The organism is Streptomyces sp. NPDC020996 (assembly GCF_040641355.1).
GTDB lineage: Bacteria > Actinomycetota > Actinomycetes > Streptomycetales > Streptomycetaceae > Streptomyces.
In genome coordinates this window covers 1-21324 of record NZ_JBFADM010000085.1, presented here as the reverse complement: position 1 = coordinate 21324, position 21324 = coordinate 1, and the positions used below count along the sequence as shown (strand labels likewise).

Sequence of the window (21324 nt, the reverse complement as noted above, 5' to 3'; positions counted from 1 at the left end):
CTGGGTTCCTCCATACCTTGTGGTTGTCCCTGACACTCCGTCGCCGCAAGGGGATTGACGAGTCACACATTCAGTTCTAGCGTCTCAGAAAACCTTTTCGGTCCTTGCTCGCCGCACGGTTCAGCGCCACCACAGCAATCGGCATCCACCGTCCGACGGTCGGCCGAGCACGGCCTGCCGTAACAAGAGGGGGCAGGGAACATTGGGGAAAACCGTCGGACCACGTGGACGCGCGCGCCGTCTCGTCACCGGCACCGTCGCCCTGCTCGCCGCGGCGAGTCTGGTCACGGCGTGCGGGTCGGGGGAAGGCGGCTCGGGCGGTGGGCGGGGACCCAGGGCTGCAGACCCCGGCGGCGTCGATGACGGCACAACGCTGACGATGTGGACCCGAGCGGCGACCCGGCCGCAGAGCGAGGCACTGGTCAAGGCGTACAACGAGAGCCACAGGAACAAGATCGAGCTGACCGTCATCCCCACCGACGATTACCAGGCCAAGGTCGGGGCGGCCGCCGGATCCAAGGACCTGCCCGACCTGTTCGCCTCCGATGTGGTGTTCGTCCCCAACTACACCTCCAGCGGGCTGTACGCCGATCTCACCGAACGCATCGACGCCCTGCCTTTCGCCAAGCACCTCGCCCGGTCGCACATCAAGGCCGGCACGTACGAGGGCAGGAAGTACGTCGTGCCGCACACCCTGGACCTGTCAGTTCTCTTCTACAACAAAAGCCTCTACCGCAAGGCGAAACTCGACCCCGACAAGCCGCCCACCAGCCTGAGGGAATGGGACCGGCAGGCACGGGCCGTGAACGCGCTGGGCGGAGGAGTCAACGGCACCTTCTTCGGCGGCAACTGCGGCGGGTGCGGCGTCTTCACCTGGTGGCCGTCCATCTGGGCCGCGGGGAAGGAGGTGCTGAACAAGGAGGGAACCGCGGCGGCTCTCGCCTCCGACACCGCGAAGAAGGTCTACGACACCTATCGCGGGTGGGTGAAGGACGGCATCGTGGCCCCCGGCGCACGCGAGGAGACGGGCACGACCTGGACCGGTGTCTTCCCGAAGGGCAAGGTCGGCGTCATGCCCATGCCGTCGACCACCCTGGGGCTGATGCCCAAGGGGCTCGACCTCGGCGTCGCGCCGATTCCCGGACCCGACGGCGGCAGGTCCGCCTTCGTCGGCGGTGACGCCATCGGTATCGCCGCCACCAGCAAGTCGGCCGACCGTGCCTGGAACTTCCTCGCCTGGTCGCTGGGCGACGAGGCGCAGATCGAGGTGGTCGCCGCGCACAAGGACGTGCCGGCGCGCACCGACCTCGCGTCCAACAAGTACTCCAAGGCAGACCCGCGGCTGGTGACGATCAACAAACTCGTGGCCGACGGCCGTACTCCGTACGCGCTGAAGTTCGGCCAGACCTTCAACGACCCCAACGGGCCCTGGCTGAAGCTGATGCGCGACGCCGTCTTCGGCGACGGGTCGTCCGTCGACAAGGACAACGACGCGGTCAGTGCTTCACTGGCCGACTGAACGGCACCCGATTCCCAGCACCCCTCCCACGTCATACGGCACAGGAGAGTCATGCAGGCGAACACAGCCGACCCGGCGGAGGCCCAGCCTCGGAGCCGGACCGAGCCCCGGCCCGAACGCCGGGCACGTCCGTCCCGCGTCGCCCTGTCCCGGTGGCGGTCCCGCAAGGTGAAGGGTCTCGCTTATGCGGCTCCCACAGCCGTGTTCGTCGCGGTGTTCTTCGTGCTGCCGCTGCTGCTCGTCGGGCAGATGTCACTCAGCGACTGGCCGCTCCTCGCGGGAGACCGGGGTTTCAACGCCCCCGAGAACTACACCGACGTGACCGGCGGCACCCTGTTCTGGCCCGCGGTCCGCTTCACCCTCCTCTACACCGTGATCGTCACAGTCGTACTCCTCAGCCTCGCCCTCCTCCTCGCCCTGCTGGTGCAGGAGTCCCGGCCCGGGGCGGGCTTCTTCCGTACGGTCTACTTCCTGCCCGGCGCCCTGGGACTGGCCTCGGCTTCCCTGCTGTTCTGGGGCCTGTACAGCCCCGGCACCGGCCCGCTCAGCCGCATCCTGGAAGAACTCGGCCTGGCCGACGGCCCGGTGTCCTTTCTCGGCACCCCGGCCTCCGCCCTGCTGTCGACGGTGTTCCTCATCGTCTGGAAGTTCGCCGGCTTCTACATGCTGATCCTCCTCGTCGGCCTCCAGCGCATCCCCCAGGAGGTGTTCGAGGCCGCCCGCATGGATGGCGCGAGCCGCGGCCAGACCTTCCGCTCCATCACACTGCCGCTGCTGCGGCCGTCCCTGGCCCTGACGCTGCTGTTGTGCGTGACCGGCTCGCTCCTCGCCTTCGACCAGTTCTTCATCCTCACCAAGGGCGGACCGGACAACAGCACCGTCACCGTCGTCCAGTTGATCTACCGCGAGGCTTTCCAACGGCTCGACCTGGGCACCGCGGCGGCCCTGTCGGTGGCCGTGCTCGGTGTGCTGCTCCTGCTCAACGCCCTCCAGTTCCGCGCTCTGCGCCGCGCCGACGAGTCATGAGCCGTATCTCATGAGAAGGGACACCACGGTGCTGACCCGCGCCCTCGGCCGGACACCCCACTACGTCGTCGCCGGGGGGCTGGCAGTCGTCTTCCTCTTTCCGCTCGTGTGGGACGCCTGGGCCTCCGTCACCGGGCAGCCCGGCACCGCCCAGGCGTCCGGTCACGGCCTCGGCAACTACCGGACGCTGCTCCACTACGACGCGGGCCTGTGGCGCTACCTCCTCAACAGCACCCTGGTCTCCGCGCTGACCGTCGCCCTGACCCTCGGAGTGTCGCTGCTGGGCGGCTACGCCTTCGCCCGCTTCGACTTCCCCGGCAAGAACCTGCTGTTCCTGGTGACCCTGGCCATCCTCATGGTCCCCTACGCCACCCTCCTCATCCCCCTCTACGTACTGCTCGGCAGACTTCACCTGCAGAACTCGCTGGTCGGGCTGAGTCTGGTGCTGGCCATGTTCCAACTGCCGTTCGCCACTTTCATGATGCGGATCTCCTTCGAGGCCGTGCCGCGCGAACTGGAGGAGTCGGCGCTGGTCGACGGCTGCGGCACGGCGGGCGCGCTGCGGCGGATCCTCGTCCCGGCGGTGCGACCCGGGCTGATCACCGTCGGTCTCTTCGCGTTCCTCGCGGCCTGGAACGACTTCGTGGCCCCACTGATCCTCATCTCCGACAGCGAGAAGGCGCCGCTGCCGCTGGCCGTCGCGAATCTCCGGCAGCAGAGCATGGGCGCGGTCGACTACGGCGCCACCGAGGCGGGCGTGGTGGTCCTCGCAGTGCCCTGCCTCGTCCTCTTCCTGCTCCTGCAACGGCACTACATACGGGGCTTCATGTCCGGCGCGCTCAAGGGCTGACAGGTGAGGGCCGACGCGCGGGACGACCTGGCCGGACAACCGAAGGGACGAGCCGAAGGAATGAAGTGGTGAGGGAGAACATGGGAGAGATCCCCGTCCTGCCGGTGGCACCGACCCGCGGCAGGCTGCGGCCACTCGGTCTTGACGAGGTCAGGATCACCGGGGGATTCTGGGCCCGCCGCCGCCACACGAACGCGACCGCCACGCTCGGCCACTGCCGCGACTGGATGGAACGCGTCGGCTGGACCGGCAACTTCCGTGCCGCCGCGCAGGACCGTGTCCACCGGGAACGGCGTGGCCGGGAGTTCGCCGACTCCGAACTCTACAAACTCCTCGAGGCCATGGCCTGGCAGTCCGGCGACGAGGGCACGCTCGACACGGACATCGCCGCGCTCACCGAGGCCGTCGCATCCGCCCAGGAACCGGACGGCTACCTGAACACGGCTTTCGGTCACACCGGGCAGCAGCCCCGCTACAGCGACCTCGAATGGGGCCACGAACTCTACTGCCACGGACACCTGATCCAGGCGGGCGTGGCCCAGGCCCGGACCGGGGGCGAGGGCGAGCTGACGAAGATCGCCCGACGGGCTGCCGACCACGTCTGCGCCACCTTCGGACGCAGCGGCATCCAGGGTGTCTGCGGCCACCCCGGAATCGAGACGGCTCTGGTGGAACTGGCCAGGATGACGGGGGAGCAGCGCTACCTCGACCAGGCCGCGCTCTTCGTCGACCGCCGTGGCCACGGCACACTCGCCGACATCGAGTTCGGCCGCGCCTATTACCAGGACGATATACCCGTACGCCGAGCCACGGTCTTTCGCGGCCATGCCGTCCGGGCTCTCTACCTCGCGGCCGGTGCCGTCGACGTGGCCGTGGAGACCGGGGACGACGACCTGCTCGACGCGGTCGTGCGGCAGTGGGAGGCGACGGTCGCCCGCCGGACCTATCTGACGGGTGGCATGGGCTCGCACCACCGGGACGAGTCCTTCGGGGACGACTTCGTCCTGCCCCCGGACCGGGCCTACTCGGAGACCTGCGCCGGCGTCGCCTCCGTGATGCTCAGCTGGCGGCTGCTGCTGGCCACCGGCGAGCCGCGGTTCGCCGACCTCGCCGAGCGGACCCTCTTCAACGTGGTCGCGACCTCTCCCGCGCAGGACGGCCGGGCCTTCTTCTACGCCAACACCCTGCACCGACGCCGCCGAGGGGCCGTGCCGGCCACGGGCGCGGCAAGCCCGCGCGCCGAGTCGAGCCTGCGCGCACCCTGGTTCGCCGTGTCCTGCTGCCCGACCAACGTGGCACGCACGCTGGCCCAGCTTCCCGCGTACCTCGCGACGGCCGACGATCACGGCGTGCAACTGCATCAGTACGCCGACGCCGAGATCGCCACCTCACTCAAGGGCGGCCACAGGGTCGCGCTGCGCATCCGTACCGACTATCCGTCGAGCGGAAGCGTGACCGTACGCATCGAACAGTCGTCTCCTCGCAGCCCGTGGACCGTGTCGCTGCGCGTCCCCGCGTGGACGGCGGGCGCCACGGCGTGCCTGACCGACCCGGACGGAACCCGTCGTCACGTAGCCCCGGGTACGGCCGAGGTGACGCGCAGTTTCCGGCCCGGTGACGAGATCCGGCTCGACCTGCCTGTACGACCGCGCTGGATCCGGCCCGACCCGCGCATCGACGCCGTCCGCGGCACGGTGGCCGTCCAGCGCGGGCCGCTGGTGTACTGCGCCGAGTCCGTGGACCTGCCGGACGGCCACGACGTGGATGTGATCCGGGTGGACCCGTCCGTCGCGCCGGAGGACGGCCCGGAGGGCGCCGTGGTGGCCGCCGGGCAGGTCACGGCGTACGACGGCCGGCGCGACGAGGCCTGGCCGTACCGGCCGTTCGACGGGGCCGCCGCCGAGTCGACCGCCGACCGGACGGGGATTGTCCTGGTCCCCTACCACTCCTGGGCGAACCGCGGGCCTTCGACAGTGCGGGTGTGGCTGCCAACCGTGGAACCGGACCGTCCCGCCCCGCCGAACAGCGCCCCGACAGGGAGGTAGCCGTGCACCTCACCACCGCCGCGTCACTGTGACCGCTGCTACAGGACCTCGCGGCCGCCGCACCGCCGCCCCCACCCGCCGACGACCGACGACCCACGATCGGAGTCCGCACGTGTCCCAACCCCCCACCCGCCGAAAGCTGTTGAGGATCGCGGCAGGAACCGCCGCCGGGGCCCCGCTCTCGTACGCCACCCCCTCGGCGTACGCCGAGGCGGCCGGCCCGGTTCCGCCCGTGGCGTCCGTCGGGGCCGCCGCAACTTCCCTGCCCGCCCCGCCCACCTGGGCTGCGCGACCCTTCCCCTTGGACCAGGTCATGCTCGGCGACGGTGTCTTCCGCCGCAAGCGCGACCTGATGCTCGACTACGCCAGGGCGTACCCGGCCGACCGCATCCTGGCCGTCTTCCGGGCCAACGCCGGGCTCGACACCCGCGCCGCCCGGCCACCCGGCGGCTGGGAGACCGCCGACGGCAACCTGCGAGGCCATTACGGTGGCCACTTCCTCACCCTCGTCGCCCAGGCGTACGCCGGCACGGGCGAGGCCGCGCTCAAAGACAAACTGGACTACCTGGTCGGTGCGCTCGGCGAGTGCCAACAGGCGCTGTCGGAAGAAGGATCGCCGAAGCCCAGCCACCCCGGCTACCTGGCGGCTTACCCGGAGACCCAGTTCGTCCTGCTGGAGAGCTACGCGACGTACCCCACCATCTGGGCGCCTTACTACACCTGCCACAAGATCATGCGCGGTCTCCTCGACGCGCACACCCTGGCCGGAAACGCACACGCCCTGACCATCGCCTCGAAGATGGGCGACTGGGTGCACAGCAGGCTCGGCCACCTGCCGAAGGCCCAGTTGCAGCGCATGTGGTCCATCTACATCGCGGGCGAGTACGGCGGTATGAACGAGGTGCTGGCGGACCTGTACGCCCTCACCGGGCGGGAGGAGCACCTCGCGGCCGCCCGCTGCTTCGACAACACCACGCTGCTGGACGCCTGCGCCGAAGACCGCGACCTCCTCGACGGCCGGCACGCCAACCAGCACATCCCCCAGTTCACCGGCTACCTCCGGCTGTTCGACCACACGGGGGAGGAGAAGTACGCCGCCGCGTCCCGCAACTTCTGGGGGATGGTCGTAAACCCCCGGACGTACAGCCTGGGCGGTACGGGCAAGGGTGAGATGTTCCGCGCCCGGGGCGCGATCGCGGCCACCCTCGGGGACGACAACGCCGAGACCTGCGCGACGTACAACATGCTCAAGCTGAGTCGGCACTTGTTCTTCCACCAGCAGGACCCCGCGTACATGGACTACTACGAGCGGGGCCTGACCAACCACATCCTGGCCTCCCGCAGGGACGCCCCCAGCACGGACAGTCCGGAGGTCACCTACTTCGTCGGCATGGGACCCGGCGTCGTGCGCGAGTACGACAACACCGGTACCTGCTGCGGCGGCACCGGCATGGAGAACCACACCAAGTACCAGGACTCGGTCTACTTCCGCTCCGCCGACGGCAACTCCCTCTACGTCAACCTCTACCTCGCCTCGACGCTGCGGTGGCCGGAGCGCGGCTTCGTCCTGGAGCAGACGAGCGACTACCCGGCCGAGGGGGTGCGCACCCTGACGTTCCAAGAGGGCAGCGGAAGGCTCGACGTGAGACTCCGCGTCCCCGCCTGGGCCACGGAAGGGTTTACCGTCACGGTCAACGGAGTCCGCCGGCAGGCCGAGGCGGTACCCGGCAGTTACCTCACTCTGAGCAGAAACTGGCGGCGAGGCGACAGGATCCAGGTCTCCACTCCCTACCGCCTGCGCATCGAAAGGGCTCTGGACGACCCCACCGTCCAGTCGGTGTTCTACGGGCCGGTCCTGCTGGTCGCTCGGAGCCAGGAACCGCAGTTCCGCGTGTTCTCCTTCTACAAGGACTTCACGCTCCGGGGCGATCTCGCCGACTCGATCCGGTCCGAGGGCCGCCCGATGCACTTCACCACGCACGGCCTGACGCTCGCACCGTTCCACCTCGCGGACGACGCCCGCTACCATGCCTACTTCCATCGCTCAGAACCCGTCGTCGTGTTCGGCACCGTCGACTCGGGCGTGCCCAACCGGGCCCGCGGTGACGGCTTCACCTTCCTCGACGTGCTCTGGGAGCAGGCTCCCTTCGCCACCTCGGGCCGCTTCATGCAGGCGGTACGCGCACTCGCCGACGCATGGCTGTCCGAGGGACTGTTCACACGCTCCGAGCGAGACCGCGTCGTCGAAGCGGCCGGCCGCGCGAACCTGAGGCCCTGAGGCCGAGAACACGGCGCCGAACGCATCAGCACAGCACACACCCACCTGCCGCCGGCGGCATTGCGGCTACCAAGGGCAACGGGCCGGTCGAGGCCCTTCCCGCTCAGGCGTCGTGTCCCGCGCCCCGGAACGTCGAAGCCCTGCGCAGGTTCACAGACGGTGCGGGGCCCTGACACGAGGTACACGTCCTCGTGCCAGGGCCGCTGACTCCGGCGCCGGGGATCCATGCGGGGCGGGTCGGGAGGCCCCCGGCGGGGAGTCGTCAGGGGGAGAGCGCTGTGATCGGGGTGTGCAGGCGCAGGTCCACGCAGCTTCGGCCGGTGCGCAGCCGGTGCTCACCGGTCAGGGTGCGCCAGGTCCCGGTCGCCGTGTCCCAGGCTTCCACGGCGCGGCGTGGCACGGTGATCTCGACGGTCGTCGACCGACCAGGCTCGGCCTGGGCGGTGGCGAATCCGGTCAGGCGCCGCAGCGGGGTCGGGGACGATGTAGGGGCTTCGGCGTCCATCGACTCGATGTAGGTCTGCACGACCTCCCGTCCGGCGCGGGATCCCACGTTGCGGACCCGGACGCGGAGTGTGCCGAGAACATCGGGAGACCTGGGGGTACAGGGGGTGAACTCGGCGTGTTCGTAGGCCCATTCGGTGTATCCGAGGCCGTGTCCGAACCAGTAGGCGGGCTCGGTCCGCCCGTGCTGCCAGGCGGCATAGCCGATGAGGAGCCCCTCCTCGTAGCGCAGCACTCCGCCGGTCGGCCGGGGATCCAGCACCGGGCAGTCCTCCGCCCGCACGGGCCATGTGGTGGGAAGCCGGCCACCGGGCTCGGCCGCGCCGAGGAGTATGTCGGCGAGCGCGTGGCCGGCCTCCTGGCCGGGGAACCAGGTGAGCAGGATCGCCGACACGTCGTCGCGCCACGGCATCTCCACCGGGGAACCGGTGTTCACCACCACGATCGTCCGGGGGTTGACGGCGGCCACGCGGGCGACCAGTTCGTCCTGGCGGCCGGGCAGCCTCAGGTCCGTACGGTCGAACCCCTCGCTCTCGACCTCTTCGGTGGTCGCCACGACGATCACGGCGACGTCCGCGCGGGCCGCGGCCTCCACGGCCTCCTGGAGCAGTTCCTCGTCCGGCCGTGTCGGCGGCCGGTGTCCCAGACCGAAGGACAGCGCCGGAATCCCCTCTCCCGCGTCACGGCCGGTCGGGACGTAGTCCAGCGTCACGTCGACCGTGCTGCCCGCCTCCAGGTGTGCGGTGAGGCGCTCTTCCGACGGCGACATGACAGCCAGGAAGGGGTCCTCGCTGTCCGGGGCGAGATGGGCGTCGTAGAGCACGCGTCCACCGAGGGCGAACCGCAGACGGCCGTGACCGCTGACGGCGAAGGTGTGTTCACCCGTGCGGTCCGGGGTGAACGTTCCGCTGATCCGCGCGGAGCGGAGCAGGTCGGAACTGACGCCGGTCGGCATGCTGCCGAACATCTGGACCTTGCCGTCCGGCTGTGGGAGGTCGGCCAGGACGGTGCCCTCGCCGTCGTGGAACTGCGAGCGCAAGGTGAAGCCATGGCGGGCGGGGGCGAGGCGGGTGCGCGGGTCGGCGCCCTGGGCGTGGACGATCTCCACCTCGCGTGGCAGGGCGGCACCCAGTCCTGCCAGGGGGCTGACGACACGGGGCGGGAACACGGTGGCGCTGCCGCCGCCCATGATCCGGGCGTCCCGCGCCGCGTCACCGATGACCGCGATCCTGCGCAGCCCGTCCGGATGCCGCAGGGGGAGCACCGCGTCATCGTTCTTCAGCAGGACGAAGGACAGCCGGGCGATCTCGCGGGCGAGGTCGCCGCCCGGTGCGGCAGGGATGCCTTCCGGGCGCGGGCCGGCCGCCCGCTCGTCCGGCCTTCCGGAACCCTCCGGGTCGTCGAACGCGCCCACCCGCACGGCGAGTCGCAGCACGCGTCGTACGGCCTCGTCGACGGCCTCCTCCGGGACCCTGCCGTCGCGAACGGCACTGGCCAGTGTCTGCCCGTACACCGTCTTCGGGCCGGGCATGGCCACGTCCAGTCCGGCGGTGATCGCACGCACCGTGTCCCGTGCCGCCCCCCAGTCGGACAACGTGATCCCGTCGAACCCCCACTCACCGCGCAGCACCTCGCGCTGCAGGTGGTGGTTCTCCGTCATGCTGGAACCGTTCACACCGTTGTACGAGGACATCACCGCCCACACGCCGCCCTGCGTGACCACATGCTCGAACGGGGCCAGGTACAGCTCCCGCAGTGTCCGCTGATCGACCTGGACGTCGAGGGAGAACCGCTCCGTCTCGCTGTCGTTGGCGACGAAGTGCTTCACCGCCACCGCGACGCCTCCGTCCTGGACGCCGCGTACGTAACCCGCCGCCATCCGGCCGGTCAGCACCGGATCCTCCGAGAGACACTCGAAGTGGCGTCCGCCCAGAGGCGTGCGGTGCAGGTTGATCGTCGGCGCCAGAAGTAGGTGCACCTCCTTGCGGCGGGCCTCGGCGGCGAGCAACTGTCCGGCACGGTGGGCCAGTTCCGGATCCCAAGTCGCGGCCAGCGCGGTGGGGCTGGGAAGCGCTATGGAGGGGTCCTCCGGTGACCAGTGGGTGCCGCGGACCCCGATGGGGCCGTCGGACATGACCAGCGACCGCAGTCCGATGGCGGGGACGGCGGGGAGCGACCACATGTCCTGGCCGGCCAGCAGCCCGGCCTTGGTGTCCAGGTCGAGCCGGGCGAGCGCGGCCTCGACGACATCGGCCGCCGGTGAAGAGGGCATGCGAGGAATTCCTTTCGGACAGGACAGAGGAGCCCGCGGTACGGCCCGTACAGGCCCGGACCGGTGCGGAGAGGACCGGACGGGTCATGACAGGGCCAGGACAGGGCGGGCGTGGGGTCGGGAAGCGGCGGGCCGCGGGTCAGGACGCCGCCCGCCGCTGGTTCAGCGCACGCCGCGGATCGGCAGCATGGCCAGGGATCCGAGCACGGCGACCGCGCCGGCCACCAGGAAGAGCCCGGTGTAGCCACCCAGCACGGAGACCGCCAGCGAGCCGATCAGCGGTGACACGATCTGCGGACCGGCCTGCGCCATGTTCAGGACGCCGAGGTCACGGGCCGCGTCGGAGGCGGAGGGCAGTACCAGCGTCACGATGGCGAGGTCGACGGCCATGAAACAGCCGAAGCCGAGCCCGTTCAGCGCGGCGAAGACGAGCATCGCTGTCCAACTGTGGCTGAAGACCGGGAGCAGCGCGCCCCCCGCTGAGACGATCGCCGCTCCCGCGACGAAAGGCTTGCGTCGTCCCGTACGGTCCGACAGGACTCCGCCGAGCGCGGTCGAGACGGCCATGGCCACGGCGCCCACCGGACTGAGCACGGCCACCGCTTCCACGGGGGTCAGGCCCGCCGGCAGCACGGTGTGGTCCTGCACGATGTACAGCTGGAACCCCGAGACGGAGAAGTAGCCCAGGGTGATCAGCGCTCGGCCCGTGAAGGCCCAGCGGAAGTCCCGGCCGCGCAGCGCCGACCCCAGCGAGGTCAGCTGACCGCGCAGCCCGGCGGACCGCCCGCCCGGCATCCGCCGCTCCCTGGCGAGGGAGGTCAGCAGGAGCGCGGCGAACGCGACAAGCCCGCCGAGCAAGAGGTATCCGGTGCGCAGGGACACCGGTGCGGCCTGGGCCGCGAGCCACGGCCCCAGGAAGGCGCCCAGCGGAATGCCGAGGCCCACGAACCCCGAGGCGGTGCCGCGCAGCCCTTCGGGGATCCGGTCGGGAATCACCGAGCCGACCGCGACCTGGTACGCGTTCAGCGCCGCGCTGACCGCGCACCAGCCGATGGTCAGCAGCAGGACCGTACGCAGGTCGGCCAGTACCGACAGAAGCCCGAACCCGGCCAGGGCACCGCCCAGGATCCAGGGACCGCGGCGCCCGCCGCGATCGGACAGCGCACCGACGACCGGCTGGGCCAGGGTGGCGACCAGCGCCGCGACGCCGGTGACGGTGCCGAGGGCGGCCACCTTGCCGTTCGGCGAGATCTGCGCCGCCTGCACGGCCAGGAGGACCCCGGCCCCCATGTAGACGGCGATGACCGCGGTGTTGCCGAGCAGGAGCAGCGCGATGAGGGCGCGGTGGCCCCTGGAGACGCCGGAGGGCCGCGCGGTCGGCGCCCTGGGCGCCGAGAATTCGACGGCCTCTTCGACATCCTGTGCGGTCATACCAAGTCCCTGGGGTCGGTGCGCGCGAAGAACAGTTTGTCACCCTCGACGCTGCTTACGCGCGTCAGTGGCTCGCGTAAGCGGACCATAGCCATAAGATGTCGGCTGGCACAACCATTCAGGACCCACCAGTTCCGGGGGAGGACGTCGTGGCGCACTCCGCCCGCCGCCGCACGACCAGTAGCGATGTCGCTCGTGAGGCCGGCGTCTCGCGCGCCACGGTGAGCTACGTCCTCAACGACGACCCCCGCCAGTCCATCCCGGAACACACTCGCCGCCGGGTCCTGGAGGCGGCGGCCCGTCTGAACTACCTGCCCTCGCCCGCGGCGCGGGAACTGGCGCGGGGCAGCAGTGACCTCGTCCTGTGCCTGCTGCCCGACTGGCCCATCGGATTCTCCGTGGGCCGGCTCCTGGAACACCTGTCCCGAGCGGTGGCGGAGCACGGCCTGACGCTCGTGACCCACCTGGCGTCGGTGAAGGACGGAGCAGTGCAGGACATCTGGCGCAAGGTGGCGCCGATCGGTGTGGTCGTCATGGGCGGCCTCAGTGACGCCGACCGAACCGCGATCCAGGCGGCCGGAATCCAGGCCGTGCACATCCTCGACGAGCCGGGGACCGTCGAGCACAACGAGATGCGGCTGTCCCAGATGGAGATCAGCCGTGTGCAGGTCGCCCACCTCGCGGGCGCCGGGCACCGCAGACTCGGGTTCGCCGGCACCGACGACGAGCGCCTGACCGGATTCGCACAGTTGCGCCTCGACGGGGTCCGGGAGGCCTGCGCGGAACTCGGCCTGCCCGAGCCCGTGGTCCACGCGGTCCCTCTGGACCCCGAGGGAGCGGCGGCCGCGGTCGAGGCCTGGCGGAACCGGGGTGACGGTGAGCCCGTGACGGCGGTGTGCGCCTACAACGACGAGACGGCCCTGGCGACCCTGGCCGGCCTGCGCCGCCTGGGGCTGAGCGCGCCCGGTGATCTCGCCGTCATCGGCGTCGACGACATCCCCTCCGCCGGCCTGGCCGATCCGCCGCTGAGTACGGTCGAGCTGGATCTCGAGGCGCAGGCACGTTTCCTGGCCGACGAGGTGGTCCGCGCGGCGGGCGGCATGCCACGCTTCCCCGACGTGTCGCCGATCTCCGTCCGGCTCATCGTGCGCGACTCCGCCTGACTCCTGCGGCGGCCGAACGACGGCCGGATGCTCGGCGGCCCTGCGGCGGGACGGCCCGCGGTGCCGGGTCGCGTCGCTCGCGGCTGCGCTGCCGGAACCCTGCGTTCCCGCCATGTACGCGGCCGGATGGGGCGCGGGGCCGCTGACCGGCGGGAAGGCCGCAAGCGGTCACCGTCCCGCCGGGACCGGTCCCGGGTGAGCGGGTGCGCGGTTTCGTCCGGTGCCGCACCGCGGCCTGCTCAGACGACATGCTGCCGGATGCAGTCAGGAATCCCCTCGTCGGGCAAAGCCCGCCCGCCCGCCTCGCCCCGGTCCGGTGGCGGGCCTCCCCACCTCCTCACGAAATTTGCCGGCAATGGACTGTTGCCTTTTCGGACACCTTCGCCCTACCTTCACTTACGCGCGCAACTGACGCGCGTAAGTTGTCTTCCGTGCTCCCGACATCCGAGAAACCGGAGCAGATCATGAGAAGAACCCTCATCGCCGCAGGCGCCGTCGCGCTGGTGGCCGGTATGTCAGCCTGTTCCGGCGCTTCGCCCTCCAGCGGCGCGGCGGGCTCCAGAACGCTGACGCTCGCACCGATCGTCCCGCCGCAGCCCTGGGACCTGAAGGACGCCGGCCTGGGCAACAACGCCCAGTACTACCAGCCCGTGTACGACTCGCTGCTGCGTCTGGACACCAAGGCGGAACCCGTTGCCAACGTCGCCACCTCGTGGAAGTACGACGACGGCAACACCCGGCTGACCCTGAAGATCCGGTCCGGCCTGAAGTTCACCGACGGCACGGCCCTGGACGCAGCGGCGGTCAAGGCGAACCTGGAACACACGCGCACCGGCACCAACGAGGCGGCAGGCCAGCTCAAGGCCGTCGAGAGCGTCACGACGAGCGGTTCCGACAGCGTGACGCTGAAGCTGTCCGCGCCCGATCCCTCGCTCCTGCCCAACCTCGGTTCGGTGGCCGGCATGCTGGCCAGCCCGAAGGCCATCGCCGCGGGCACCCTCAAGGACACACCGGTCGGATCGGGACCCTACGAGCTGGACAAGGCCGCCACCACCAACGGCAGCGTGTACACCTTCGTCCGTAACAAGGGCTACTGGAACAGCAAGGCGTTCCCCTTCGACAAGGTGGTCCTCAAGCCCCTGAACGACCCCACGGCCGTCCTCAACGCCCTGCGCTCCGGCCAGGTCAACGGCGCCCTGCTCACCACCCCCAAGAACATCACGGTCGCCCGCGGCGGTGGACTGGACGTCACCACGTACGCCTCGGGTGACATCGCAGGCGTCTACATCTGGGACCGCGGCGGCAAGCTCACCCCGGCGCTCGGGAAGGTCAAGGTCCGTCAGGCCATCAACTACGCCCTCGACAGGTCCTCCCTGGTCAAGACCGTGTACCAGGGCGCGGGCAAGGCGACGACCCAGTTCTTCAACCCGTCCGGGGCCGCGTACGACGCGTCCCTCGACGCGAAGTACCCCCACGACCCCGCCAAGGCCAAGGCCCTGCTGAAGGAGGCCGGCTATCCCGACGGCTTCACGGTCAAGGTCCTCGACCTGAGCGGGCCGTTCCCCGAGGCACAGGCGGCGATGGTCGAGCAGCTCGGCAAGGTGGGTATCAAGGTGAAGCTGGTCACCGTCCCCTCCGACCAGACCATCAAGCAGCTGCTCGCCGGCAAGTTCTCCATGTCCTACTTCCCGCTCGCCTCCTTCCGTCCCTGGGACACCACCCAGATCGAGGTCGCGAAGGACTCCACGTGGAACATCTTCAAGTACCAGGACCCCAAGGTCACCAAGCTGATGGACACCGCGCAGCACTCCACCGGCGCGAAGCAGGACCACGCGTTCAGGAAGCTCAACACCTACCTGGTGGACCAGGCGTGGAACGCCCCCTGGGCAGCCGTGCAGGCCGCCTACGCCACCACCAAGTCGGTCAAGGTCGTCCCGCAGCCCTTCACTCCCGTGCCGCCGCTGTACAACTTCAGCCCGGCCGGCTGAGCACACGAGGCCGGCAACATGAAAGATCGGAAGAGGCGGTCATGATCTCGTTTCTGACGCGGCGCCTGCTGTCCGGTGTGGTCCTGGTGGTGGTGATCTCCGCCCTCACCTTCGTGCTCATGAGCATGACCGGGACGGACACCGCCAGGAACCTGGCCGGCGCCACAGCGACCGCGCGGCAGGTCGCCCAGAAGAAGGCCGAGCTGGGCCTGGACCGGCCGGTGGCGGCACAGTACGCGGACTGGCTCGGATCCGCCCTGCGGGGCGACCTGGGTCGTTCCTGGGCCGGCGGTGACAGTGTGGCCGCCTCCCTGGGCGACAAGCTGCCGGTCACCCTGTCCATCGTCATCGGCGGACTGCTGCTGTCGGCCGTGCTCAGTGTGCTGCTGGGAGCGGGCGCGGCGGTCCGCGGGGGCCTCCTCGACCGTGCCGTCCAGTTGCTCGCCGTCATCGGCTTCGCGGTACCCAGCTTCCTGATGGCGCTCGTTCTCGCCCTCTTCGTCGGTGTCCGATGGAGGATGCTGCCGGCCACCGGCTACACCCCATTCTCCGAGTCCCCGTCCCTGTGGCTGCAGTCGATCATCCTGCCCTCGGTCTCGCTCGCGGTCGGCGCCGTCGCGGCCACGGCCCAGCAGGTCCGGGGCGCCATGGTCGACGTACTGCGCCTGGACTACGTACGGACCCTGCGCAGCCGCGGTCTGAGCAGGCGCAGCCTGCTGCTGCGGCACGCCCTGCGCAACGCCGCGCCGTCGGCGCTGACCGTGCTCGCGCTGCAGTTCATCGGCCTCGTCGGCGGTGCGGTGGTGGTCGAGAAGGTCTTCGGCCTCGCGGGCATCGGCTCGCTGGCCAACACCGCCGCGTCCAACGGTGACACCCCGCTGCTCATGGGCGTCGTGGTGGTGATGGTGGCGCTGGTCGTCGTCGTCAACCTGCTGCTCGACGTGGCCCAGGGGTGGCTCAACCCGAAGGTGCGTGTCGCATGACCCTGCTCTCGGAACCCGGAACGCTCGGCGGGGAACCGGTGATCGCAGCTCCCGCATCGCGGCACCGGCTGCTGCGGCGGCTCCTGCGGGACCCGGTCGCGGTCGTCAGCCTGGCGATCCTCGGCGTGGTGGTCCTGGCCTCCGCCGCCGCGCCCCTGCTCACCGCCCACGATCCGGCCGGCTCCGACGTGGCGCACGCGCTGGCCCCGGCCGGCGGCGCGCACCCGCTCGGCACGGACGGTGTCGGCCGCGACGTACTGGCCCGGCTGCTCTACGGCGGCCGTACGAGTCTGCTGGGAACAGCACTGGCGACCGCCGTCGCGGTGGTGCTGGGGGTTCCTCTCGGGCTCGTGGCCGGCTATTTCCGCGGCTGGTTCGACGGTGTCGCGAGCTGGTCCGCCAACCTGGTCATGTCGGTCCCGGCCATCATCCTGCTGCTGGTGGTCCTCGGCTCGGCCGGCCAGAACACCTACGTGGCGATGGCCGTCTTCGGTCTGCTCATGGCGCCGGGCGTCTTCCGCCTGGTACGCGGACTGGTCAACGCCGTGCGCGAGGAACTGTACGTCGACGCCGCCCGCGTGTCGGGCCTGTCCGACGGTCGCATCATCCGCCGCCACATCCTGCGCGTCGTCCAGGCGCCGGTGATCATCCAGGCCGTCCAGATCCTCGGCATCGGCATCCTCATCCAGTCCGGGCTGGAGTTCCTGGGGCTCGGTTCGTCGGGGAAGGCCAGCTGGGGGGCGATGCTCAACGACGCCTTCGGCAACATCTACACCGCACCGGTGCTGCTGCTGTGGCCCGGCCTGGCCATCGGGCTGACGGTGGCCGCCTCCGGGCTGCTCGGCAACGCGCTGAGCGACGTTCTGTTCGGCGGCGCCGCTCTCCGGTCCCGCAAGCGCCGGTCCGCGAAGCCGGTGACCCGGTCCGCAAGCGAGGACCGTCCCGCCTCGCTGCCTCTCCCGCGGCTGTCCGGCGACGAACTCCTCGTCGTCGAGGACCTGAAGGTGACCTACCCCAAGGGGAACGGCGAGACGACCGTCGTCGACGGGGTCGGCCTGACCGTCCGGCGGGGAGAGGTCCTCGGCCTGGTCGGCGAGTCCGGCTCGGGCAAGAGCCAGACTGCGTTCGCCGTGCTCGGGCTGCTGCCCGCCGAGGCCCGGACGACGGCCCGGCGGCTGGTCTTCGACGGCACCGACCTCGGGACCTCCGGCCGGGGCCGGGCACGGGAGGCGCTGCGGGGCCGCAGGATCGGATACGTGCCGCAGGAGCCGATGTCCAACCTGGACCCCTCCTTCCGGATCGGTTCCCAGCTGACCGAGCCGATGCGCCGGCATCTCGGCCTGTCCCGGAACGAGGCCAGAGGGAAGGCGCTGGCACTGCTGGAGCGGGTGGGAATAGCCGATCCGGCCAGGGTCTACGCCTCCTATCCGCACCAGATCTCCGGCGGCATGGCACAGCGGGTCCTCATCGCCGCCGCCGTGTCCTGCGACCCGGACCTGCTCGTCGCGGACGAGCCGACGACGGCGCTGGACGTGACGGTGCAGGCCGAGGTGCTGGACCTCCTGAGGTCCCTCCAGCGGGAGCGGCGGATGGGCATGGTTCTCGTGACCCACGACTTCGGCGTGGTCGCCGACATCTGCGACCGGGTCGCGGTCATGCAGAACGGCCGGATCGTCGAAGCCGCCGAGGCGCAGGACCTGTTCGCCGCGCCCACGCACCCGTACACGCGGATGCTGCTGGACTCGACCCTGGAGGACAGCGAGCCACGCCGCCCCCTGGGCACCACCGGAACCGAACAGGGAGCGGACGCATGAGCGCTGTGCCTGCCGACACCACACGAGACCGCAAACCGGACGAGGACTCCGCGGACGACGGACCGCTGCTGAGCGTGAACGGTCTCGTGGTCGAATACCCCGGGAAACGGCGCAAGGAGCCGTTCCGCGCCCTCAAGGGCGTCAGCCTCACCATCGGAGCCGGTGAGACCCTGGGCCTGGTCGGCGAGTCCGGCTCGGGCAAGACCACGCTGGGCCGGGCCGTCCTCGGCCTCGCCCCGGTCACGCACGGCACGATCACCTTCCGGGGCAGGGACATCTCCCGCCTGGGCAAGAGGGAGCGGCGGGCGCTCGGCGAGGACGTCCAGGTCGTCTTCCAGGACCCGTACACCTCGCTGAACCCGGCCCTGACCATCGACGACATCCTGACCGAGCCGCTGCTGGTCACCGGCGTGTCCGGCCGTGACGCCCGTGCCCGGGTGCGCGAACTGCTGGACCAGGTACGCCTTCCGGCCGACGCCGGGGCGAGGCTGCCACGGGAGTTCTCCGGCGGCCAGCGGCAGCGCGTCGCCATCGCCCGCGCGCTGTCACGCTCACCGCGGCTCATCGTCTGTGACGAGCCGGTCAGCGCGCTCGACCTGTCCAACCAGGCCCGCGTCCTGGACCTCCTCATCGAGATCCAGGAACGCACCTCGGTCGCGTACCTCTTCGTCACGCACGATCTGTCCGTCGTACGCCACATCAGCCACCGCGTGGCCGTCATGTACCACGGAGAGATCGTCGAGACGGGCACCGCGGCCTCGGTGACGGGTCAACCACAACATCCGTACACCCAGCGGCTGTTGCTGGCCGCCCCGGTGCCGCACCCGGCCAGGCAGGCCGAGCGGCGCGCCGCACGCCGGGAACTGACCGCACGGGAATCGGAAAGCAGGAGAACAGGCAGCCCATGATGAATCCGCCCAACCCCCTCATTCCCGGCTTCAACCCGGACCCGAGCATCTGCCGGGTCGGCGACGACTACTACATCGCCTGCTCCAGCTTCGAATACCTGCCGGGCATCCCGATCTACCACAGCAGGAACCTCACCGACTGGACACCGATCGGTCATGTCGCCACCCGCGCGTCCCAACTCGGGCTTCATGACGTCCCGACCCTCGGCGGCGCCTGGGCCCCCACGCTGCGCCACCACGACGGACGCTTCTGGTGCGTCGTCACCGACGCCAACGGACGCGGCAGTGTGATCTTCACGGCCGAGCGGCCCGAGGGCCCCTGGTCGGACGGCACCCCGATGCAGGGCGTGAGCGGCATCGACCCGGACATCGCCTGGGACGAGGACGGCACCTGCTACCTCACGTACTCAGGGCTGGTGTTCAACGGCGACGGAACCGACATGACCCACCTCGGCATCCAGCAGGTCCGCCTCGACCCCGAGAGCGGCAAGGCCCTGGAGGAACCGCGCTCCCTGTGGTCCGGTACCGGCCTGATGTTCCCCGAAGCCCCGCACCTCTACCACATAGACGGCACCTGGTACCTGGTGATCGCCGAAGGCGGCACGGAACGGGGGCACGCCGTCAGCGTGGCACGCTCCACCCGCCCGGATGGTCCCTTCGAGGGCTGTCCCGCGAACCCCGTGCTGAGCGCCCGCAGCACCGACCGGCCCGTCCAGAACACCGGTCACGGCGACCTCGTCCAGTGTCCGGACGGATCGTGGATCATGGTGCTGCTCGGCATGCGGCCCCGGGGTATGACCCGGGCCTTCTCTCCCATGGGCCGCGAGACCTTCGCGTCCCCCCTGCGCTGGGTCGAGGGCTGGCCCGTCATCGAGCCGGTCGAACTCAGCCCCGCCGGCCCCACCGTGCGCATCCGGGACGACTTCGAGGCGGACAGCCTCGGACCGGAGTGGCTGTCGGTGCGTCAGGAGCCCAACGCCCTGGCCAACCTGTCCGACCGGCCCGGCTGGCTCCGGCTCACGGCCGACGGCACGGCGGACATGGACGCCCTCCGCCCCTGCTTCCTGGGCCGCAGACAACAGCATGAACGGGTCGGTGTGACCGCACTGTTCGACATCCGGGAAGGCCGCGGCGGGCTCAGCGTCCGCATGGACGAGTGGCACCACTACGACATCGAAGCGGATGCCGAGACCGTATGTGCCCGCGGAAGGACCGGGGCGCTCGCCCAGACCTGGGAGCGCCCGTTGCAAGGGGACGCCGCGCGAGTCGAACTCCGCATCACCGCCGAGCCGGCTCCGAAGCACGGTCTGGGACGCCTCGGTCCCGACGTCGTACGACTGTCTGTGCGGACGGGAGACGGCTGGACGGATCTGGCGGTGCTGGACGGCCGATATGTCGCGGCCGAAACCGCGGCCTCCTTCACGGGCCGCGTCGTGGGCATGTATGCCACGCAGGGGACGGTGGACGTCGACTGGCTGCTCTACGAGGGCCGGGACAACGGATGATCCGCACGGACGCGACGGCCGGAGTTCGCTCCAGCGTCGGCCTGCGTGTGGCTCTGACCGTTGGCTGCTCTTCCTCCCAAGCCTCGGAGAACGACGTCTATTCCAGGCCACGTGCATGTTCCCGTACCTCCCATGAGGCCGGGGCGACCTTCAAAGGGTTCCATTCATGGACGTATCCGCACCGTCTCTCCCGTTCGGCCTCACCAGCTCGAACGGCGCCGGATGGTAGGTGATCGACGACCGCATCGAAGTCACGTCCTCGCCGCAGACCGACTACTTCATCGACCCCGGCTATACCGAGGTCCTGGATGAGTACACGCGCCTGAACGCCGATACCCTCCTCGGGGAGCTCCCCGCATCGGACTTCTCCTTCACGGCGAGGGTGACCGTCGACTTCCGGAACAGGTTCGACGCAGGCGTCCTGCTGCTCTGGCAGGACGACCGCACGTGGGCGAAACTGTGTTTCGAGTACTCGCCGTCCGAGGAGGGACTGGTGGTTTCGGTCGTCGCGCGGGAGTTCGCCGACGACGCCAACGCCTTCGATGTCCACGCGCGATCCATCTGGCTCCGCATCGCTCGGATGGGACGCGTGATAGCCCTGCATGCCTCTCTCGACGGGGAGCGTTGGCGTATGGTGCGCGTCTTTACCTTCGGCGCCGTTGCCGATCCGATGAAGATAGGTTTCCTGGCGCAGTCGCCCAACGGCGAGGGATGCCACGTGGTCTTCGACCGCATCAGTTACGCACCGCAGGCGCCAGAGGACATCCGGGACGGCGCCTGATCGCCCTTGTCTCCGTGTGGGGGCGCGTCCTGGTGAAACAACCGGGTCAAGGTACAGGGTCTGCCGAGGCTTCCCGGCAGGCCCTGTGCTCATATCGGCGCACCCACTGTCACCCATTTGCCCCGGATGCCCGGTGGACGACAAAGTACATCGACGCCGCCGTCGCCCAGTCCGGCGCCATCGGCATCGCCCTGCTGTCCCGGCTGCAGCGGCGCGGCGGCGGGGTCACCGGCGTGACCGGCGTGTCGACGTTCGTC

At 70.2% G+C, this 21324-nt stretch carries 14 protein-coding genes; 12 read left to right on the top strand and 2 right to left on the bottom strand.

Features of this window, described 5'->3' with window-relative positions:
* The first annotated feature begins 202 nt into the window (after positions 1 to 202).
* The 5 genes from AB0G63_RS35675 to AB0G63_RS35655 all read left to right on the top strand — a co-directional run bounded on the left by AB0G63_RS35675 (position 203) and on the right by AB0G63_RS35655 (position 7718).
* Positions 203 to 1519, top strand: coding sequence for a sugar ABC transporter substrate-binding protein (locus AB0G63_RS35675; protein ID WP_360759007.1), 1317 nt, complete (start codon positions 203 to 205; stop codon positions 1517 to 1519).
* A 51-nt stretch (positions 1520 to 1570) separates the two neighbouring features.
* Positions 1571 to 2545 carry a sugar ABC transporter permease gene (locus tag AB0G63_RS35670; RefSeq protein ID WP_360759006.1) on the top strand — a complete coding sequence of 325 codons (975 nt, stop codon included), beginning with the start codon at positions 1571 to 1573 and terminating at the stop codon, positions 2543 to 2545.
* 28 nt (positions 2546 to 2573) lie between these two features.
* A complete protein-coding gene (locus AB0G63_RS35665) occupies positions 2574 to 3395 on the top strand; it encodes a carbohydrate ABC transporter permease (RefSeq protein WP_360759019.1) in 822 nt (273 codons plus the stop codon).
* 80 nt (positions 3396 to 3475) lie between these two features.
* Positions 3476 to 5440 carry a beta-L-arabinofuranosidase domain-containing protein gene (locus AB0G63_RS35660; RefSeq protein WP_360759004.1) on the top strand — a complete coding sequence of 655 codons (1965 nt, stop codon included), beginning with the start codon at positions 3476 to 3478 and terminating at the stop codon, positions 5438 to 5440.
* A gap of 112 nt (positions 5441 to 5552) precedes the next feature.
* Positions 5553 to 7718, top strand: coding sequence for a beta-L-arabinofuranosidase domain-containing protein (locus AB0G63_RS35655; RefSeq protein ID WP_360759001.1), 2166 nt, complete (start codon positions 5553 to 5555; stop codon positions 7716 to 7718).
* Between the two features lie 262 nt (positions 7719 to 7980).
* On the opposite strand, the gene AB0G63_RS35650 is transcribed toward AB0G63_RS35655, so the two are convergent.
* Entirely contained in the window at positions 7981 to 10494 is a 2514-nt protein-coding gene (locus AB0G63_RS35650) for a glycoside hydrolase family 3 C-terminal domain-containing protein (protein WP_360758999.1), read from the bottom strand.
* A 162-nt stretch (positions 10495 to 10656) separates the two neighbouring features.
* Entirely contained in the window at positions 10657 to 11925 is a 1269-nt protein-coding gene (locus tag AB0G63_RS35645) for an MFS transporter (protein WP_360758997.1), read from the bottom strand.
* A gap of 149 nt (positions 11926 to 12074) precedes the next feature.
* Here AB0G63_RS35645 and AB0G63_RS35640 point away from each other — a divergent pair, with 149 nt between their 5' ends.
* From AB0G63_RS35640 to AB0G63_RS35610, 7 genes are all read left to right on the top strand, one after another.
* The gene (locus AB0G63_RS35640; protein ID WP_360758995.1) at positions 12075 to 13088 is read left to right on the top strand and encodes a LacI family DNA-binding transcriptional regulator; all 1014 of its coding nucleotides are present in this window, start codon (positions 12075 to 12077) and stop codon (positions 13086 to 13088) included.
* A gap of 464 nt (positions 13089 to 13552) precedes the next feature.
* On the top strand, positions 13553 to 15076 hold the full coding sequence (locus AB0G63_RS35635; protein ID WP_360758993.1) for an ABC transporter substrate-binding protein: 1524 nt from the start codon (positions 13553 to 13555) through the stop codon (positions 15074 to 15076).
* A gap of 41 nt (positions 15077 to 15117) precedes the next feature.
* Positions 15118 to 16059, top strand: coding sequence for an ABC transporter permease (locus AB0G63_RS35630; RefSeq protein WP_360758991.1), 942 nt, complete (start codon positions 15118 to 15120; stop codon positions 16057 to 16059).
* Positions 16056 to 17873: a dipeptide/oligopeptide/nickel ABC transporter permease/ATP-binding protein gene (locus tag AB0G63_RS35625; RefSeq protein ID WP_360758989.1), complete on the top strand. Its 1818-nt coding sequence runs from the start codon at positions 16056 to 16058 to the stop codon at positions 17871 to 17873. The genes AB0G63_RS35630 and AB0G63_RS35625 overlap by 4 nt, the downstream gene beginning before the upstream one ends.
* The gene (locus tag AB0G63_RS35620) at positions 17870 to 18781 is read left to right on the top strand and encodes an ATP-binding cassette domain-containing protein (protein WP_360758987.1); all 912 of its coding nucleotides are present in this window, start codon (positions 17870 to 17872) and stop codon (positions 18779 to 18781) included. The genes AB0G63_RS35625 and AB0G63_RS35620 overlap by 4 nt, the downstream gene beginning before the upstream one ends.
* On the top strand, positions 18781 to 20286 hold the full coding sequence (locus AB0G63_RS35615; RefSeq protein WP_360759017.1) for a glycoside hydrolase family 43 protein: 1506 nt from the start codon (positions 18781 to 18783) through the stop codon (positions 20284 to 20286). Before AB0G63_RS35620 ends, AB0G63_RS35615 begins: the two co-directional genes overlap by 1 nt.
* A 229-nt stretch (positions 20287 to 20515) precedes the next feature.
* Positions 20516 to 21067 (top strand): DUF1349 domain-containing protein, encoded by a 552-nt coding sequence (locus tag AB0G63_RS35610; RefSeq protein WP_360758985.1) that lies wholly within the window; start codon positions 20516 to 20518, stop codon positions 21065 to 21067.
* The last annotated feature ends 257 nt before the right edge of the window (positions 21068 to 21324 follow it).

Coding starts and splice junctions, on each gene's coding strand:
- AB0G63_RS35670 (WP_360759006.1), top strand. CDS start 1,571: ATGCAGGCGAACACAGCCGACCCGGCGGAGGCCCAGCCTCGGAGCCGG.
- AB0G63_RS35645 (WP_360758997.1), bottom strand. CDS start 11,925: ATGACCGCACAGGATGTCGAAGAGGCCGTCGAATTCTCGGCGCCCAGG.
- AB0G63_RS35635 (WP_360758993.1), top strand. CDS start 13,553: ATGAGAAGAACCCTCATCGCCGCAGGCGCCGTCGCGCTGGTGGCCGGT.
- AB0G63_RS35615 (WP_360759017.1), top strand. CDS start 18,781: ATGAATCCGCCCAACCCCCTCATTCCCGGCTTCAACCCGGACCCGAGC.
- AB0G63_RS35650 (WP_360758999.1), bottom strand. CDS start 10,494: ATGCCCTCTTCACCGGCGGCCGATGTCGTCGAGGCCGCGCTCGCCCGG.
- AB0G63_RS35630 (WP_360758991.1), top strand. CDS start 15,118: ATGATCTCGTTTCTGACGCGGCGCCTGCTGTCCGGTGTGGTCCTGGTG.
- AB0G63_RS35625 (WP_360758989.1), top strand. CDS start 16,056: ATGACCCTGCTCTCGGAACCCGGAACGCTCGGCGGGGAACCGGTGATC.
- AB0G63_RS35660 (WP_360759004.1), top strand. CDS start 3,476: ATGGGAGAGATCCCCGTCCTGCCGGTGGCACCGACCCGCGGCAGGCTG.
- AB0G63_RS35620 (WP_360758987.1), top strand. CDS start 17,870: ATGAGCGCTGTGCCTGCCGACACCACACGAGACCGCAAACCGGACGAG.